Raw genomic sequence first — 17,699 nt, 5'->3', positions numbered from 1 at the left:
GCTTCGAAAGCAGCATGCGGAGGTTCTCGGTGAGCGACTCGATCAGCGTGTGCATATCGTGTCCCCTGAGGCCACCACGGCGTCCGGCAGGACTTCCACGATAACTCCGAAGCGCTCGCCGGCGTAGTTGCGAATCTCTTTCACCAGGCCACCGAGCGAATCGATGGGGCTACGACTCACGTCATACGCGGTGTGGCCGGTGTCAGTTTTCTAGCGCTGCTAGGTGTGCGGCGGTTCTTGCTGGCCGCCCCCGATCCATCCGCGACCAGCCTCTGCCTCCGCTTCCGGAGCGGCGCGGTGTCCGGCCGGCTTCTGATCGATCAGGCAAGCAGTCCTGCACAAAATCGCCCTGATCGTAAGCATTTCCTCGACCCTTGCCGGGGCCGATGATCGTGAACCGGGACCGGCGGCGAAAACAACAGTTGCGCATCCTCGAGGACGAATGCCAATAGCGGGTCGGATCGCGCTGAGCGGTTCGAAGGTCGTCGTCCTGGCGGCGAGCGCCGCGGCGACGGTGAATGTGTCGGGGCGACCCCAACCGGTGCCGAGCAATGCACCCTTCCAGCCGTGATCCTCGAGCGCCTTCGCATGGTCGGTCAGCGTCGCCAGGCTGTTGTGGTCGGCCCTGGTCGGTATCGCTTCCCAATACGGATCCAGCCGCTCATATCTCCCCCGCGGTCGGTTGGGTCATCGTGGGCGTCGGTACCTTCGTCCTCTTGGCGCAAAGTGCCCTGCTGGCATTCGAATCGGGAATAGAGCATGCTCCGCCGGAGCCTCGAGCCGCGCACAGTTGGCGGTTTCCCACAAGAGGTGAAGTAGTGGCTGCAATTCTTGCCGCATCTGCGGCGATATTTGTCGGTTCGGCTGAGACGTAGGTAGCCGAGTCGGAATCGCTACCCGTCGGCCGGAAGCCGGTCGCGCGTCAGGTGACGACCGACGATGCCAGAACTTGCACGAACGCGTGGATCCCCGCCAGTGTGTGCGCGGGCATCATGATGTCGCAGAACGGCAGGGCCGCCGCCATCGCACCGGTGGCGGGCTGGAATCGGGATTCGCCCGCACGGGGATTGAGCCAGATGACGCGCCAAGCCCGGCGGCGGATGCGGGCCATCGCGCGGGCGAGGACATCGGGGGTGTCGCTGTCCCAGCCGTCCGATGCGATGACGACGACGGCGCCGCGCACCGCGTTGCCGGACGGGGTTGTGAGCAGCGCGGTGAGGGATCGCCCGATGTGCGTGCCGCCGTAGCGGTCGGCGACCTTCTCGTTGGCCCTGGCTACCGCGATATCCGGGGAACGGTGCGCCAGTACCGAAGTCAGCCTGGTCAGCGAGGTCGAGAAGGCGAAAACCTCCGGTCGGCCGGGCGAACGGTGCTGCATCGCGGCCCGCATCAGGTGCAGGTAGATCGTCGAGTACGGCTGCATCGAGCGGCTGACGTCGCAGATCATGACGATTCGGCGCGGTCGGCGCCGGGGACGAGTGCGAACCAGCACCGCAGGCTCCCAGCCCGTGCGGCGGGAGTTGTGCATCGTCGCCCGGAAGTCGATCCGCTTGCCGTGCGAATGGTTTTCGTAGCGCCTGCTGTTGCGCTGCGGCCACAGCGCCGACGTCTGCTCCAGCCAGGCGCCGACTGTCCGCAGGTCGTCCGGATCGAAGCGAGCGAACGGTTCTTGTTCCCGTGCCGCGAACCGGCTCGGCAGCACGTCCGGGAGCGCCACGCTCTTGTCGGTGGATCGGTCGGAGCCGGTTGCCGATTGCAGTGTCGCCCAAGGGACTTCACCACCGTTTCGAGACTGACCCTGACCGCCGGTGCCCGGCGTCGACGCGCGTTCGGTGGGCAGCCCGTGCGTCCGGCTCGGCGGGTCCACACCCAGCGTCGCGTCGGCGAACACCGTCGCGAAGACCGTGTCGAAGGCGGCGAGATCTTGCATGCGATCGACGAGCGTGAGTCGCATGGCCCAGTAGAGCTCGGTGCGTGACCGCGGCGCCATGCGCCGCAAAGCTTGTACGAACAGGGCGGGTCCGCTCGGCGCCACGGCGACGCCACCGCGCCGCAGCCGCGCGACCACCGCGACGGCGAATGCGGCCAGATCGATGCCGCGCAGCAGCACCGTTCCCGTCATCACCGCTCGCGCATCCGCCTGCGTACCAGAATGATTGCGAGCACGGCCGCGAGCACGAAGGCGATCGCGGGGCCATACCTTTTGATCATCGCGGGCCCCACGAGATCGACGAGGTCGAGCGGCGCGGGCTCGGATTGGGCAACGGGTTGCACCGCTCGGCTGTCCGGCCCGGCCACCGGCTGCGCGGCGGCCGAATCCCCTTCTGCGAGTTTCGCTTCCAGAGACGTGACGAATTGACTGATCATCTTCTCGGACACCTGCTGCAGCATCCCGCTGCCGAACTGGGCGAGCTTGCCGACGATCTTGAGGTCGGTGTCCACGATGACCCGGGTCCGATCGCCTTCCTCGCGCAGTTGGGTGGTGATGGTCGCCGCCGCGTTTCCGGATCCGCGGGTGTCCCGGCCGCGGCCGTCGATGACGGCGCGATGGTCGTGTTCGTCGCGCTCGACGAAGTTCGCTTTTCCGGTGAATTCGCTTGTCACCGGGCCGACTTTGACCTTCAGTTTGCCGAGGAAATCGTCTCCCTCCCAGCCGACCATCTGTGCGCCGGGCAGGAGCGGGACCACCTGTTCGAGGTCGGACAGCACCTCCCATGCCTGCTCGACCGGGGCGTTGACGGTGAACTCATTGGCGATCTTCATCGGAGTATCCCTCTCATCCGGTAGCCATGCCTTGGGTGTATTCGACGAATTCCCCGTGCAAGGTGGCACGGTCGTCGGGTGTCTTCGCCAGTGCGCTGAGCGCGGCGACCGCTTCCGGCGCGGTCAGATCGGCGACGTCGAGCGTCGCCAACGCGGCGATCCAGTCGATGGTCTCGGCGACGCCGGGCGGTTTGTCGAGATCCAGATCGCGGGCGCGGCCGACGAATCGGGTGGCGTGCTCGATCAGCACATCGGTTGCCCCGGGCACGGTGCGTCGCACGATCGCGACCGCGCGGGCCGGATCCGGGTAGTCGATCCAGTGGTAGAGGCAACGCCGCCGCAACGCGTCGTGCAGGTCGCGACTGCGATTCGAGGTCAGCACCGTGAGCGGCGGGTGCTCGGCGACGAAAGTCCCGAGTTCGGGAACCGTCACCGTGGCCTCACCGAGGAATTCGAGCAGCAGTGCCTCGAATTCGTCATCGGCACGGTCGATTTCGTCGACGAGCAGCACCGGGGGCGTCGGACCGCGATATCGCACACAGCGCAGGATGGGGCGGTCGACCAGGTAGGCCTCGGTGAACAGGTCCGCCTCGGTGAGGTCGGCGCCGCGCGCCTCGGCGAGCCGGATGCTGAGCAGCTGACGTTGGTAGTTCCAGTCGTACAGCGCTTCGCTCACGGTGAGGCCCTCGTAGCATTGCAGGCGGATCAGCGGTGCATCCAGCACCGTGGCCAGGGTCTTCGCCGCCGTCGTCTTGCCCACTCCGGGTTCGCCTTCCAGCAGCAGCGGCCGACCCAACGTGGTGGCCAGATAGAAGGCGGCGGCGGTCCCGGTATCGAGCAGGTAGTCGTCGGCGTCGAATCGCCGGACCACCTCCTCGACATCGTCGAACGGCGCGATCATGGCAACGTCGAGGCGCGCAGGCGCTCGTAGTCGTCCCAGGTGTCGACGTCCAAGGGCGCCGGTGCGTCGACGTCGAGTCGCGACACCGCGACGCGGCCGGACTCGATGAGCTTCCACACGGCCTTGTCGCCGTGCAACCGGGCCAGCTCGCCGAATGTGCTGCGGTTCAGCCAGAACGGATGCCCGACACCGTCGCGGTAGCGGCAGACGGTGATCGGAGCGGCGGTTGTCCCCTCGGCGACCAGCCGGTCGACGGTTGCCGCCGACAGTCCCGGTTGGTCACCGAGCATCAGTACTATTCCGGCGGCCCGCGGATGCACCGCGCTCAGGGCCGAACGCAACGACGACGAACAGCCCGAACCGAAGTCGTCGGCCATGACCACCTCCACCCCGGTGAGGTCGACCTGCCTGCGCACCGCTTCCGCGGCACCCCCGAGCGTGACGATGATCTGATCGAGGGCGCAGGATCGAACCACGTCGAGGGTGGCGCCGAGAACCGTCGTATCTCGATACGGCAGTACCTGTTTCGCGGTGCCGAGGCGCCGCGAGGATCCCGCGGCGAGTACGACTCCGGTGACGAATCCGATGGTCATGAGCCCGCCTTCGCCGCCGCGAAGGAATTGCGGCAGCTGGAGCCGCAGAACCAGTAGTCGACATCGTCGACGGTGAGGTGTGGTGTGTCCGGCCCGACCGTCACGGTCATACCGCACACCGGATCGAGCGCCTCGAAGACAACGCTCGCCGGGCGGGCCGGGACGGCCAAGCCACCCTTGCGGATCGCCTGGATCACTTCCGCGACAATCGAGACGGCGATCTCCGCGGACGTCTTGGCGCCGATCGGCAATCCCACCGGGGTGTGCACGCGAGCCCGCTCGGCGTCGGTCAATTCGAGTTCGTCGAGAATCGACGCGCCCCGAATCCTGCTGGCAACCAACCCGATATACCCCACGCCCGCATCGAGCGCGACGCGGATCATCTCGGCTTCCGGGCCGCCATGGCTCGCGATCACCATCGCCGTCGTGTCGGACGGTGACTCCAGCGGGTCGGCTCCGGCTACACTGCGCCGCACCGTGAATCCCACCAGTTCGCACAAGTCGGCCAGGGCGTCCGCGATAGGCGTCGCGCCGCAGATGTGCACCAGCGGCGGCGGGATCTGCGGCTCGAGGAAGATCTCCAGCGCGCCGCCGGACAGACAGGGATTCACCACCACCGCCGCGCCGGGCGCCTCGGGAAAGTGCAGATCGCCGTCGGGTAGCACACGCAGCAGCACGCTCTCGTTCGATTGCAGGGCGCCCAGCGCCGCCTTGCGGACCGAGTTCTGCGCGCACTGGCCGCCGACGAATCCTTCGATCGTCCCGTCCTGCAAGAGAATCGCCTCGTCCCCGGCGTGCGCCGAGGTCGGCTGCTGCGCGCGTACGACGGTCGCGTGCACGAACGGCGTCCTGGTGCGGACCAACTGCTGTGCACGCTCGGTCATCTTCATCGATGATCCCATCGCTCGCACCTGCTCAGATGGGTGGTGTGGCCCGCCCCTGCATCGCTTCCCAGACCCGCGACGGCGTCAGCGGCATGTCGGCGTGCCGAACTCCGAACGGCGCCAACGCATCCACCACCGCATTGACCACGGCAGGCGGTGATCCGACCGTGGCCGATTCACCGATGCCTTTCGCGCCGATCGGGTGGTGCGGCGACGGGGTGACCGTGTACCCGGTCTCGAAGTGCGGAACCTCGAGTGCCGTCGGGATGAGGTAGTCCATCAGGGATCCGCCGAGGCAGTTGCCGTCCTCGTCGAAGGCCATGATCTCCATCAGGGCCATGCCGATGCCGTCGGTGAGACCGCCGTGCACCTGGCCCTCGATGATCATCGGATTGATACGGGTGCCGCAGTCGTCGACCGCCAGGAAGCGCCGGACCTTGACCACGGCCGTCCCCGGGTCGATGTCGACGACGCAGAAGTACGCACCATACGGGTAGGTGAGATTCTCCGGGTTGTAGCAGATCTGCGCGTCGAGTCCGCCCTCGATGCCCTCGGGCAGGTCACCGGTGCCGTGTGCGCGCATCGCGATCTGCTGGATCGTCACGGCCGCGGACGGATCGCCCTTGACGTGGAACGAGCCCTTCTCCCACTCGAGGTCGGCGACGGAGACCTCGAGCATGCCGGAGGCGATGATCCGCGCCTTGTCGCGCACCTTCCGCGCCACCAGTGCGGCAGCGGCGCCCGAGACCGGTGTCGACCGGGTGCCGTAGGTGCCGAGACCGAACGGAGTCTGATCGGTGTCGCCGTGCACGACGTCGATGTCGTCCGGCGGTATGCCGAGTTCCTCGGCGACGATCTGGGCGAACGTCGTCTCGTGCCCTTGCCCCTGGGTCTGAACCGAGATGCGCACCACGGCCTTGCCGGTCGGATGGATACGCAGCTCGCACCCGTCGGCCATGCCGAGTCCGAGGATGTCCATATCCTTGCGCGGACCCGCGCCGACCGCCTCGGTGAAGAAGGACATCCCGATGCCCATCAACTCGCCGCGGGCGCGCTTGTCCTGCTGCTCTTTTCGCAAGGCGTCGTAGCCGATCATGTCCATCGCCAGGCGCATGGTCTTCTCGTAGTCGCCGGAGTCGTAGACCCAGCCGGTCTTGCTCGTGTACGGGAACTGTTCAGGGCGAAGCAGATTCCGCAGCCGTAGCTCGGCGGGATCCACCTTCAGTTCGTAGGCGAGGCAATCCACCAACCGCTCGACGAAGTACACGGCCTCGGTGATCCGGAACGAGCACGCGTAGGCTACGCCGCCGGGGGCCTTGTTCGTGTAGACCGCGGTCATCTTGCAGTAGGCGGCCTCGATGTCGTAGCTACCGGTGAAGACTCCGAAGAAGCCTGCCGGATACTTCAACGGCGCGGCCTGGCCATTGAAGGCGCCGTGATCGGCGAGCACGGTCGACCGGATGGCCAGGATCTTGCCGTCGGCGTCGGCGGCGATCTCACCGACCATGATGTAGTCGCGGGCGAACCCGGTGCTGGTGAGATTCTCGCTGCGATCCTCCATCCACTTCACCGGTTTGCCCAGCAACAACGACCCGACGATGGCACAGACGTATCCCGGATAGATGGGCACCTTGTTGCCGAACCCGCCGCCGATATCGGGTGAGACCACCCGGATCTTGTGCTCGGGCAGTCCTGCCACCAACGCGTAGAGCGTGCGGTGGGCATGCGGCGCCTGGCTCGTCGACCACAGCGTGAGCTTCCCCGTCACGGGATCGAGATCCGCGACGGCGCCGCAGGTCTCCATCGGGGCGGGATGCACTCGCGGATAGACCATCTCCTGCTTGACGACGACGTCGGCGCGCGCGAACACCGCCTCGGTCGCGGCGGCGTCGCCGGTCTCCCATTCGAAGCACTGGTTGTCCCGCTTGCCCTCGAGATCATCGCGGATCACCGGCATGTCGGGCGCCAGCGCGGTGCGGGCGTCGATCACCGGATCGAGCATCTCGTACTCGACGTTGATCAGCTCCAACGCATCACGCGCGGAGTAGCGATCCTCGGCGACGACGAAGGCCACCTCCTGCCCCTGGAACCGGACCTTGTCCGTCGCCAGCACCGCCTGCACATCGTTGGACAGCGTCGGCATCCAGGCCAGTCCCTTCGCCGCGAGATCCGCGCCGGTGACGACCGCCTTGACCTTCGGATGCGCCTGTGCCGCGGAGACATCGATGCTCACGATCCGCGCGTGCGCGAACGGCGAACGCAGGATCGCCATATGCAGCATGCCGGGCAGTTGCACGTCGTCGACGTAGTTGCCGCGTCCGCGAATGAACCGCGGATCCTCTTTCCGGAGCATCCTGCCGTGACCGCAGGGCTTGTGGTCGTTGTCGACCCGGTCTTCGGGCCGGGACTCGACGGCGGTCATGATGTGCTCCCCACCGGCGTCGGGCTGGCAGCGGGTTCGGGCTCCGCCGCTTCGCCGCGTTGCTTCGCCGCGGCCCACTGGATCGACCGCACAATGGTGGTATATCCGGTGCAGCGGCAGATCTGGCCCGAGATCGCCTCCCGGATGGTCTGCTCGTCGGGATTCGGGTTGCGGTCGAGCAGCGCGCGGGCGGTGATCATCATTCCGGGCGTGCAGAATCCGCACTGCAACCCGTGGCACTGCATGAAGCCCTCCTGCACGGGATCGAGCTTGCCGTCCACTTCGAGTCCCTCGACGGTGCGCACCGAATGGCCGCCGGCCATCACGGCCAGCATCGTGCACGACTTCACCGGTTCGCCGTCGACCTCCACCACGCAGGTGCCGCAGTTGCTGGTGTCGCAGCCCCAGTGGGTTCCGGTGAGCCGCAATTGATCTCGCAGGAAGTGCACGAGCAGGGTACGCGGCTCGACTTCCGCGGTGACCGGCTCGCCGTTGACGGTCATGGTGACCTGCATGGCTAATTCCCTTTCAGGGCAGATTCGTTCAGTACGCGCTCGACCGACGTGCGCAGCGCGCGAATCGTCAGTTCGGACGCGAGATGGAGCTTGTAGTCCGCGCTACCGCGCGCATCGGAGACAGGTGAGCACGCTGCGCTCACCTGGCGGCCCGCCTCCGCGAAGACCTCTTCGGTGTGCGGCTGACCGACGAGCGCGTCCGCCGCGGCGGTGACCGCCGACGGATCGGGGTTGACCGCCGTCAGACCGATTCGCGCGGCCGCTATCGTCCCGCCGTGCACTGTCACGGTCGCGCCTGCCGCCGCGATCGCCCAGTCGCCGACCCGCCGCTCCACCTTCGCGTAGGCGCTCGAGGTCCGATGCCGCAAGGGAATTCGGAGCTCGATCAGAAGTTCGTTGCGCGACATGGCGGTTTCGTACGGACCGACCAGGAAGTCGTCCATCGCGATCTCCCGTTCGCCGGACGGTCCGCGCACCAGACAGGTGGCGCCGAGGACCGTGCACACCGTGGTGAGATCTTCGGCGGGATCGGCCTGGCACAGCGAGCCGCCGATCGTGCCGCGGTTGCGCACGACCGGATCGGCGATCACGCGCTCGGCGTCACGGAAGATCGGGCACACCGCGGCGAGGCGGTCCGATTCGAGCAGGTTCCGATGCCGGACCATCGCACCGATGCGCACTAGGGTCGGATCGGTGACGATGTAGCCCAGTTCGGCGGCCAGGTCGTTGATGTCGATGAGATATTCCGGATTGGCCAGCCGCAGCTTCATCATCGGCAGGAGGCTGTGCCCGCCCGCGATGATGCGCGCCTCCTCCCCCAGCCGGTCCAGCAGTCCGATGGCGTGATCCACGCCCGTCGCGCGCTCGTATTCGAATGGCCCAGGGACTTGCATGTGATCTACCTCACATCATTGGGGAGAAACCAAGCCTCTGCCCCGCTGACGCCGCCGTCAAGACCGGATTAAGGAATCACTTAATTCGCTGTTCGCCCCCGTCGTGGTGGATCCTGCCGCCGGTTCGGGTCAGCGAGCGGCCGTGTCCGCCCCAGCGCCGCGCGATGATCTCGGCCGCGATGGACACCGCCGTCTCCTCGGGCGTCCGGCCGCCCAGATCGAGCCCGATCGGGCTGGCGAGCCGGGCGAGCTGCTCGTCGGTGAGGCCTGCCTGGCGCAGCCGAGACAGGCGCTCGTCGTGCGTGCGGCGCGACCCCATGGCGCCGACATAGCCGATCTCCGGCGCGCGCAGCGCCACCTCGAGCAGCGGAACGTCGAACTTGGGATCGTGGGTCAGCACGCAGACGACGGTCTGCGCATCGACCGCGCCCTCCGCGATCTGCGCGGCCAGATAGCGATGCGGCCAGTCGACGACGACCTCGTCGGCGGTCGGGAACCGGGCGGAGGTGGCGAAGACCGGCCGCGCGTCGCACACCGTGACCCGATACCCGAGGAACGATCCCTGCTGGGCGACGGCGGCGGCGAAATCGATGGCCCCGAACACCAGCATCCGCGGCTGCCTGGCATGACTGGCGACGAAAACCGCCATGCCCTCACCGCGGCGCTGCCCGTCCGGGCCGTAGGACAGCACCTCGCTGCGGCCCGTCGCGAGCAGGCCGCGTCCGTCGTCGATCACCGCGTCGTCGGCGCGCGCCGACCCCAGCGTGCCGTGCGCGGCGCTCGGCCGGATCAGCAGCCGTCGCCCCACCCTGGCGGTGTCGGGGTGCTCGATGACGGTCGCGATCGCGACCGGACGATCCGCGGCGATATCCGCGGCGACCTCGCCGAGTTCCGGAAACGTCTCCCGCGAGATCGATTCGACGAAGATGTCGATGATGCCGCCGCAGGTGAGGCCGATGGCGAAGGCGTCGTCGTCGGAGAAGCCGAACCGCTGCAGCACCGGGCGACCGGTCCGCATCACGTCGGTGGCGAGTTCGTAGACCGCGCCTTCGACGCAGCCACCGGAAACCGAACCGCCGACCGTCCCGTCCGGCGCGACGACCATGGACGCGCCAGGCGGTCGCGGTGCCGAACGGAAGGTCCGCACGACCGTCGCGACCCCAGCCGTACCCCCGCCCTTCCAGGTTGTCATCAGATCCGTGAGCACGTCCCGCATGATGCGTCCTCCAGGCGCGATGCGACTGTAGGCACTGCGTCCACCACCAAACTAGACTCGGATCGTGACGCCCGCCCAGCTTAGGGCCTACTCGACCGTGGTACGGCTCGGCTCCGTCCATGCGGCGGCCAGAGAGCTGGGGATGTCCGACGCCGGTGTCTCGCTGCACATCGCCCAGCTGCGCAAGGAGCTCGACGACCCGCTGTTCGTCCGCGCGGCGGCGGGGCTGGCCTTCACTCCCGGCGGATTGCGCCTGGCGAGCCGGGCTATCGAGATTCTCGGACTGCAACATCAAACCGCTGTCGAGGTCAGCGAGGCGGCGCACGGCAGGCGGCTGCTCCGCATCGCGGCGTCGAGCGCGTTCGCCGAACACGCCGCGCCCGGCCTCATCGATTTGTTCGCGGCGCGTGCGAAGGATCTGTCCGTCGAGCTGAGTGTGCATCCCACCAGCCAATTCCGCGGTCTGATCGAGACCCGTGCGGTGGACATCGCACTGGGACCGGGGCCGGACGGCGCCGACACGGCCCTCGCCGCCCGGCCGTTCCTGAAGTATCAGATCATTGCGGTCGCGCGCCCGGACACCCCGCTGGCGAGCGCCGCGCCACATCCGGCGCTGCTGCGGGAGCAACAGTGGATGCTGGGCCCCGGCGCGGGCAGTGTCGACGGGCACATCGCGACGATGCTGCGCGAGTTGGCCGTTCCCGAATCACACCAGCGGATCTTCCAGAGCGACGCTGCCGCCCTGGAAGAGGTCCGCCGGGTCGGAGGCATCACCCTGACGATCGGTTTCGCCGTCTCCTCCGACCTCGCGGCCGGTCGGTTGATCCATATCAAGGGACCCAGGCTTCAGGTATCCGACGAATGGTGCGCCACCACATTGCCGCCCGATTCCCGCCAGCCCGCGGCGTCGGAACTGCTGCGGTTCATCACCACCCCTCGATGCATTCAAGCGATGATCCGCGGCTCCGGCGTGGGCGTCACCCGGTTCCGACCGAAAGTGCATGTGACACTGTGGAGTTGAACGAACGAGCCGATCAGGCGGCGCGGAGGAATTGGCCGGTGCGCCGGTCGCCGAGGATCGGGGCAGCCTTTCCGTTGCCGAATACGTAGGCGCCTCCGATGAATACCGCGGTGACGGTGTCGTCGTTGCGGTTCACCATCCGCGCCAGGTTGCCGAAGTACGGTGCCGGATGCTCGGCGTAGGCGTCGAGGCTGCCATCCAGGTGAGCGGGGTCGATGACGACCGCGTCGGCCCGATCGCCGACGCGCAGGTGCCCGGCTTCCAGTCCGTACCAGTCGGCGAGTTCGCCGGTCACTCGGTGCACCGCGTGCTCTACCGTCATGAACGGCCGGCCCGCCAGCTCGGCCTCGTACACCCGGCGCAGCAACCGCAGGCCGAAGTTGTAGAAAGCCATGTTGCGCAGGTGCGCGCCGGCATCCGAGAATCCCAGTTGCACACCAGGATCGGCGGCGAACCGGTCCAGCACGTGGGGACGGTGGTTGGAGATCGTGGTGCGCCAGCGCACCTTGCCACCGTGCTCGACGACCAAGTCCAGGAACGCATCCACCGGATGCACGCCGCCGCGCTCCCTCCCGACCTGCCCGAAGGTCTTGCCGATCACCGCCCGATCGGGGCATTCGACGATCTCGGCGTCGAAGAAGTCGCGATGCCACACCCTCGGCCCATACTTCTTGTCGTAGTCCTTCCGGAACTGCCGTCGGTAACTTTCGCTGCGCATCAGCTGCCCGCGTTCGTCCAGCTGATTCGACAGGTGCAATGCGGCAGCGCCGGACCCGAATTCCTCGAACACGGGCAAGTCGATGCCGTCGGAGTACACCTCGAACGGGACCGGCAGGTGTTGCCAGCGAAAGTCGCCGCCCAGCGCGTTGAGCAACCGCGCGACCACTGGGAAGAGGGTGGCGATCGCGGGAATCGCCTTGATGTCGGCCGCCGAGAGCAGACTCGTCTTCAGCGGCTTGCGCCAGATGCCCAGCGTGGCGGCCGCCATGGAGACCAGGCTCTGCGGTCGGGCCACGTCGGGGCCGCCCTGGAGGGCACGATGGCGTTCGCGCAGGATCGCGTTGAGCCGCTTCCGTTCCTGGCTGGTAGCGAAGGTCGACGGTAGCGTTCGGGACCTGCACAGCTCTCCGTCGAGCTTGTCGAACAGCAACTGCTGGGAGGACATTCCGACGAATCCCGCGTCGAGCGCCTCGACCAGCCTGCGTTCGATCGCCGCCAGTTCGCCGGCCTCGGGCCGCACGTCGTGGCGGGTGGCGCGGTCGAGCCCGAGTTCGGCAGCCCGGATGTCCGAATGTCCCAGGAAGCTGGCAATATTCGCGCCCAGCGGCAACCGCTCCAGCGCCTCGACGTATTCCTGGGCGCTGCGCCAGGTCTTGTGATCGGCCACGGCCTCGATGACGTACGGGCGCGGAATAGCCTCTACCCGGCCGAACAGATCGCCTGCCGTCTCCGGGTCGACATGCACCGCCGACAGTGAGCAGGAGCCGAGCAGAACGGTGGTGACACCGTGTCGCACCGACTCCGACAGCGCCGGGTCCAGGAGCACCTCCACGTCGTAGTGGGTGTGGATGTCGACCATGCCGGGGATCACCCACTTGTCGTTGGCGTCCACGACGGTGCCACACCCGGTTTCGTCGAGCGGCTCGGCCGAGACGATCGCCACCCGCCCGTCGCGGATGCCGATGTGACGAATCGCCGAGGGTGCGCCGGTTCCGTCGAACCAGCGGCCACCTTTGATGATGCCGTCGTACATGGGATTTCTCCTTACTCCCCTCGGTCACAGCCTGCGGTCACCGCGCTGGCCACGCCGCGAATCGGAATCTCGCCCCGGGCGAGGCGGCCGGTTGTCTTGCGCGGCAGCGGTTTCACTGTGATTGCCCGGCATGCGGGGGTCACTCTCCTGTAGGGCTGACGGTCGACGAGGACCGGGCCGGGCGTGATGTGGCACACGCTAGCACTGGCTTGACACCGTGTCTAGTGAGTGACTGCTTGTCTAGCGTGTGACGGCGTCCCTGGAGAACGAGTCCGCCGCCGCTCACTGCCCGCCCGGGCAGAAGCGGTTGACCCGTGCACGCATCGCGAAGGCGGCGCGCCAACTGTTCGTCCTGGCGTTCGGTGTCGGGCGGGGAATGATTCGAAGGAGAACTCGTGCGACAGAGCCGGACATCGGGTGGGCTCTGTCGCGACGACCGATCGGGCTTGCGCGGCTGGATGCCGTCCAGCTGTGCGTCAGGCGTACGGCGCGTAGCCTTCCGTGCGGATGAGGACGTAGCCCGCACTGTAGGCAGAGTCGATGGTGGTCTGATCGACGGCGAGGACGTTGTCCTGGCGCGCTTCGCTCCAGAACAGGTAGAGCGGGCGGGTGCCGGGCGCCTGGGCGGTGTGGACGTATCCCTGGACGCCGATGTAGGTGTAGCCGGCGCTGTAGGCGGAGTCGATTCCCACCGGTGTCGCTGTGCTGAAGTTGTCCTGGCGGGCGTTGTTCCAGAACAGATGCAGCGGCACGGTGCCCGGCTGCTGGGTCTCGTAGACGAACGCCTCCTTGCGGATGGGCAGATAGGCGGCCGCTACGGCGCTGTTCTCGTCGTTGAGGTTGCCGGTGGTGAAGTTGTCGCCGCGGTCCGGATTCCACCAGGTGTAGAGCGGGTACAGGACCGGTATGTCCGCGTGCGCGGCGGGTGTGGCAGCGATGATCGCGCCTGCGAATCCGGCAGCGGCGAGCAGCGCAGCTACCCACCCCTTGCCCCGCTGGCGACGGAAACGTGCGTTTTCGGACATGAGACACCCTCCGTGGTAGTGGCCGACCCGCCTCTGCTTCGAAAGTGTTTGTCGGCCAACTGCTTACATGCAGATCAACGGTAGATTTCACGCCGCATCGGCTGCCATACGCAGAACCTCGTATGGCGGTCCGGTCTTTCGGCTGATATGCGGAATCCGTTGGGGCACAATGCTGGAGTGCAGGGTTTGCCAGGGGGCGACGCCAAGAGGATCCACGATCTCGCGCTCGAGATCATCACCGAGAAGCAGCCGGTGCGGGTGTGGCCGCTGCTGATGGCGAGGTTGACCGCCGACCTACCGTGTGACCTGGCCGTCCTGATCGACCTCGACTGGAACGCGGGCACCGGCCACGCGCTGACCGGGTCCCCCGACTGGTTGCACGAGGCCCCGCTGGACGCACTCATCCACGCGCACATGCGATCCCATCCCCTGCTGCGGCACTACGCGCACTCCCGGGACAAGACACCGCTGACCATGGACGAGGTCGCCGACGACCGCTGGTGGAAAGGCGAAGCCTACCGAGCGGGCAAGGAAGCCATCGGCATCGACCGCCAGCTCGCCCTGCCGCTGTCCGCTGGGCCGGGACGAATTCGCGGTGTCATCATGAGCCGCAGCGGTCTCGGTTTCAACGATCGCGACCTCGAATACGCCGCGCTCGCCAGATCCCTGCTCGATACCGTCGAAGCCCACGAGACAGCGATATTCGCCTACCGGGGAGCAAGCGACCCCGCCGAATACAAGATCACTCCGCGCGAGCTGGCGGTACTGACCCTGCTGTGCGAAGGCCTGACCGCTCGCGCCATCGCCACCAGACTCGTGATCACGCCGGCGACCGTGACCAAGCACACCGAGAACCTCTACCGCAAGCTCGGCGTGCACGACCGCGTCTCGGCACTGCGGAAAGCACACAGTCTCGGTCTCGTCCCCACACCACCCCGACCGAATCCGAACGCCGAGCCGCCCTCCCCGTATGAGTAACGCGCAGAACGCGCTTGGCGATTTGCGCCACAGTACCCGAAGCCGACCTTGCCGAGAGCAGCTCGCCGTCGGCGAAACCTCGCAGAGGAGGTCACGTGCCCTACGAATCCGCACCATTCTTCCGGCGCTTCGTCGCCAGGCTGCTCGACCTTGCATTCTGCCTGCTACTCACGTTCGTCATTGCGATACCGGTCGGGATTCTGCTGATCCCGATTACCTTGGTGACGACCGAAGCCAACGAAGGGGTGATCTATGGGGCAGCGGCGTGGTTGTGCTACTTCATCGCCTATGTCGGATTGGAGGTCTTCCTGCTGATCCGCCGCGAAGGGCAGACTCTGGGCAAGGGGCTTCTCGGGCTGCGGGTGGTACCTGCTGGGGAGTGGGCTCGGCCTAGGCTGGAGTTGCTGCCAGCGGCGTCTCGCATGCTGATCATCTTCCTGCCGTTCGTTTTCATGTCCTTGTCCGGGTCGAATCCCGAATCGGACATCCTCGAGGTGATCTCCGTGCTCGGCCTGCTCACGCTGATCGCGAGCTTCTTCCTCGCGGCGGTTCCTGTCGGAAAGCGCCGTGCTGTGCATGATCTGGCTGCCCGCAGTCGCGTGGTGCGCGCCGCCAAGCGGAAGATCGACTGGAAGAACGACATCCCCATGGTGCTGCCGGGTCGTGTGGACCTGCGAAAACGCCCATAGGCCACGGCGTTGTGGGGGTTCGGGTCGCGGGCTGAGGCACGCCCTACGGTGTTCGGCGGTGGGGCACCAGTCCGGAACGGACAGCGGAAACCAGCGCAGCCGCGCCGCTCCAGGCAGGATCGATGACGATCTCGTATTCGGTGCTGTCGAACGCGTCCAGCTGTACCACGGCGGTGTCGTTCTCATCGGTCGCGACGATCCGGCCATCGATCATCTGATCTACGCCGTCGGCGAATTGTTGGATTCCGTTCCAGTCGAATGCCACTGCCCCGGCGGCCACCATCTCCTGGAACTGGGCCCGGGTGATGTCAGTGGGGAATCCGAACACCCCGTCGAAGTCCTCGACCGTCCACCGCCAGTTGTTCGGCGGGAACAACTGGAGTACATCGCGCAGGGACACCAGCGTTCGCTGGGAGGTCCACATGGGAATCGTTTCGGTGATCATTCGGTGTGTCCTCAACGGTACGACCGGACCGTGGCACGGTCCGATGCCGGTAAGGCTAGGACCCTACGGGCAAGTCGTCACTCGATTTACCGACGCAACCGTTCTCTACGCACAGCAACAGATGAACATCGCCGGTGACCTTGTGCCGCGCCGGTCCGGCAGGGTGAAGGGAACAGGTGGTAATGCTCATGTGGAAGAACCCTTCGGTCGAAACATCAGCTCGTTCACGACAGGTCAGGACACGATCGAGTACAGCACACCAAGGAGGCATTGATGACGCAGGAGGGCAAGCTCGATTTCGGCGACGTGCGGTGGGGGTCGGTGGAGTGGACGAACCTCGCCACACTCTATCTGCGAGCCTGCGAAAGTCGTTCGTCGCGAACAATTCTCGGTGACGACGCGGCGGCGGAGGCGGTGGACCGAATCGACTACGACTGGGCCAAGATGCGCCGGTACATGCAGCCGTGGGCGAACCAGTGGCTGGTCGCCCTGCGAGCGGCCACGCTGGACGACTGGAGCGCGGACTTCCTCGGCCGCCATCCGAACGCCGTGGTGCTGCATCTCGGGTGCGGAATGGACACCAGGGCGTTCCGGCTGCATCCGCCGCAGGACGTGCAGTGGTTCGACGTGGACCAGCCGAAGGTCATCGAGCTGCGGCGCAAGCTGTACGACGATCGCGACGGCTACCGGATGATCGGCTCTTCGGTGACGGACCCCGGCTGGCTCGACGAGACTCCGCCCGACCGGCCCGCGTTGATCGTCGCCGAAGGCTTGCTCATGTACCTGCACGAGGACGAGGTGCGCGCGCTGATCAAGCGCCTGACGGATCGATTCTCGAACGGAGAGCTCCTTTTCGACACACTGTCGTCGGCAGGCCCACGCCTGTCGAAGGTGTTCAGCAAAGGCATCGTCACCTGGGGCATCCGTGACGTCCGCGAATTGGAGCGCTGGAGCCCGCGACTTCGCTTCCTCGAACAGACCGCCGCGCTGGCGAACTACACAAGGATCCCCTCCGCGCCGCTGCGGCTGCTGTACCGGCTGATGTCCGCGACATCGGCCAGAAATTACGACGTGCTGAACCGTTTCGCGTTCTGAGTGACGCCGTCGGGCGGCTCGGCATCGGCGCACCGAGCAAAGCGCCGTCTACTACGCCCCGCGCGTATTTCGCGCCTATCTGCTCAGCGAATCAGGCAACGCGAAGGGTGCAAGTCCGGCCGATCGAATACCGTGAGGAACGTGCTCGACCGGCGCCGGCTGATCGGCGCCGAGGGCAACCACGGACCATGCACACCCCGACCTGTGGATACGAGGACGAATGACCACCCGAACTTCCACCGCCGCCGCTGTTCTCGCGCTCACCGTGCTCGCCGGCGCGAGCGCCACCGCCTGCTCACGCACCGAACGCTGGTGCGAGCTGGACCGAGGTGACGTGGTCGTCGAGAACTCGTACTGCGAACAGGGTGTGCCGGGCTACGAGTGGGAACCGGACCACGACAAGCCGAAGTACAAGAAGAAGCCGAAGAAGTCCAAGCACTGACCGCGCGACTTCCCGCCGATCGCACGCACACGGTCGGAGCCGACCCCACGTCGACTCACCTCGC

Annotated in this window: 17 protein-coding genes and 1 pseudogene; 5 read left to right on the top strand and 13 right to left on the bottom strand. The window is 66.7% G+C overall.

Annotation, left to right across the window (positions count from 1 at the left end; all coding sequences use genetic code 11):
- Positions 1-442: 442 nt before the first annotated feature.
- From ACRWNM_RS32500 to ACRWNM_RS32455, 10 genes and pseudogenes are all read right to left on the bottom strand, one after another.
- Positions 443-636 (bottom strand): annotated as a pseudogene (locus ACRWNM_RS32500) (LLM class flavin-dependent oxidoreductase); the annotation flags it as partial.
- A 286-nt stretch (positions 637-922) separates the two neighbouring features.
- Positions 923-2,122 (bottom strand): vWA domain-containing protein, encoded by a 1,200-nt coding sequence (locus tag ACRWNM_RS32495; protein WP_431971977.1) that lies wholly within the window; start codon positions 2,120-2,122, stop codon positions 923-925.
- Complete coding sequence (locus ACRWNM_RS32490; RefSeq protein ID WP_431971976.1) at positions 2,122-2,763, bottom strand: SRPBCC family protein; 642 nt, start codon at positions 2,761-2,763, stop codon at positions 2,122-2,124. Before ACRWNM_RS32490 ends, ACRWNM_RS32495 begins: the two co-directional genes overlap by 1 nt.
- A 13-nt stretch (positions 2,764-2,776) precedes the next feature.
- Positions 2,777-3,664 (bottom strand): AAA family ATPase, encoded by an 888-nt coding sequence (locus tag ACRWNM_RS32485; RefSeq protein WP_431971975.1) that lies wholly within the window; start codon positions 3,662-3,664, stop codon positions 2,777-2,779.
- Positions 3,661-4,257, bottom strand: a complete 597-nt coding sequence (locus ACRWNM_RS32480) for a nucleotidyltransferase family protein (protein WP_431971974.1) — start codon at positions 4,255-4,257, stop codon at positions 3,661-3,663. The genes ACRWNM_RS32485 and ACRWNM_RS32480 overlap by 4 nt, the downstream gene beginning before the upstream one ends.
- Positions 4,254-5,147 (bottom strand): XdhC family protein, encoded by an 894-nt coding sequence (locus ACRWNM_RS32475; RefSeq protein ID WP_431972026.1) that lies wholly within the window; start codon positions 5,145-5,147, stop codon positions 4,254-4,256. The genes ACRWNM_RS32480 and ACRWNM_RS32475 overlap by 4 nt, the downstream gene beginning before the upstream one ends.
- Before the next feature lie 25 nt (positions 5,148-5,172).
- Entirely contained in the window at positions 5,173-7,563 is a 2,391-nt protein-coding gene (locus ACRWNM_RS32470; protein ID WP_431971973.1) for an aerobic carbon-monoxide dehydrogenase large subunit, read from the bottom strand.
- Positions 7,560-8,078, bottom strand: a complete 519-nt coding sequence (locus ACRWNM_RS32465; protein ID WP_431971972.1) for a (2Fe-2S)-binding protein — start codon at positions 8,076-8,078, stop codon at positions 7,560-7,562. The genes ACRWNM_RS32470 and ACRWNM_RS32465 overlap by 4 nt, the downstream gene beginning before the upstream one ends.
- A 2-nt stretch (positions 8,079-8,080) precedes the next feature.
- A complete protein-coding gene (locus ACRWNM_RS32460) occupies positions 8,081-8,971 on the bottom strand; it encodes an FAD binding domain-containing protein (protein WP_431971971.1) in 891 nt (296 codons plus the stop codon).
- A gap of 76 nt (positions 8,972-9,047) precedes the next feature.
- Positions 9,048-10,187: an XdhC family protein gene (locus tag ACRWNM_RS32455; protein WP_431971970.1), complete on the bottom strand. Its 1,140-nt coding sequence runs from the start codon at positions 10,185-10,187 to the stop codon at positions 9,048-9,050.
- A gap of 64 nt (positions 10,188-10,251) precedes the next feature.
- Here ACRWNM_RS32455 and ACRWNM_RS32450 point away from each other — a divergent pair, with 64 nt between their 5' ends.
- Positions 10,252-11,208, top strand: coding sequence for a LysR family transcriptional regulator (locus tag ACRWNM_RS32450; protein WP_431971969.1), 957 nt, complete (start codon positions 10,252-10,254; stop codon positions 11,206-11,208).
- A gap of 13 nt (positions 11,209-11,221) precedes the next feature.
- On the opposite strand, the gene ACRWNM_RS32445 is transcribed toward ACRWNM_RS32450, so the two are convergent.
- Both ACRWNM_RS32445 and ACRWNM_RS32440 read right to left on the bottom strand, forming a co-directional pair.
- Positions 11,222-12,961, bottom strand: a complete 1,740-nt coding sequence (locus tag ACRWNM_RS32445; RefSeq protein ID WP_431971968.1) for an N-acyl-D-amino-acid deacylase family protein — start codon at positions 12,959-12,961, stop codon at positions 11,222-11,224.
- A 476-nt stretch (positions 12,962-13,437) separates the two neighbouring features.
- Positions 13,438-13,986 carry a hypothetical protein gene (locus tag ACRWNM_RS32440; protein WP_431971967.1) on the bottom strand — a complete coding sequence of 183 codons (549 nt, stop codon included), beginning with the start codon at positions 13,984-13,986 and terminating at the stop codon, positions 13,438-13,440.
- A 177-nt stretch (positions 13,987-14,163) separates the two neighbouring features.
- Here ACRWNM_RS32440 and ACRWNM_RS32435 point away from each other — a divergent pair, with 177 nt between their 5' ends.
- Complete coding sequence (locus ACRWNM_RS32435) at positions 14,164-14,964, top strand: response regulator transcription factor (protein WP_431971966.1); 801 nt, start codon at positions 14,164-14,166, stop codon at positions 14,962-14,964.
- A gap of 95 nt (positions 14,965-15,059) precedes the next feature.
- On the top strand, positions 15,060-15,653 hold the full coding sequence (locus tag ACRWNM_RS32430) for an RDD family protein (protein ID WP_431971965.1): 594 nt from the start codon (positions 15,060-15,062) through the stop codon (positions 15,651-15,653).
- A gap of 43 nt (positions 15,654-15,696) precedes the next feature.
- Here the strand turns inward: ACRWNM_RS32430 and ACRWNM_RS32425 are convergent, their stop codons facing one another.
- A complete protein-coding gene (locus tag ACRWNM_RS32425; RefSeq protein ID WP_431971964.1) occupies positions 15,697-16,098 on the bottom strand; it encodes a hypothetical protein in 402 nt (133 codons plus the stop codon).
- 273 nt (positions 16,099-16,371) lie between these two features.
- Here ACRWNM_RS32425 and ACRWNM_RS32420 point away from each other — a divergent pair, with 273 nt between their 5' ends.
- The gene (locus tag ACRWNM_RS32420; protein WP_431971963.1) at positions 16,372-17,193 is read left to right on the top strand and encodes a class I SAM-dependent methyltransferase; all 822 of its coding nucleotides are present in this window, start codon (positions 16,372-16,374) and stop codon (positions 17,191-17,193) included.
- Positions 17,194-17,413: 220 nt separating this feature from the next.
- A complete protein-coding gene (locus ACRWNM_RS32415) occupies positions 17,414-17,635 on the top strand; it encodes a hypothetical protein (protein ID WP_431971962.1) in 222 nt (73 codons plus the stop codon).
- Positions 17,636-17,699: the final 64 nt, after the last annotated feature.

Origin of the sequence: Nocardia sp. bgisy134, from assembly GCF_965341865.1 — a bacterium.
Lineage (GTDB): Bacteria > Actinomycetota > Actinomycetes > Mycobacteriales > Mycobacteriaceae > Nocardia.
The sequence above is the reverse complement of the archived record's forward strand: the minus strand, read 5'-3'. Positions and strand labels throughout refer to the sequence as shown.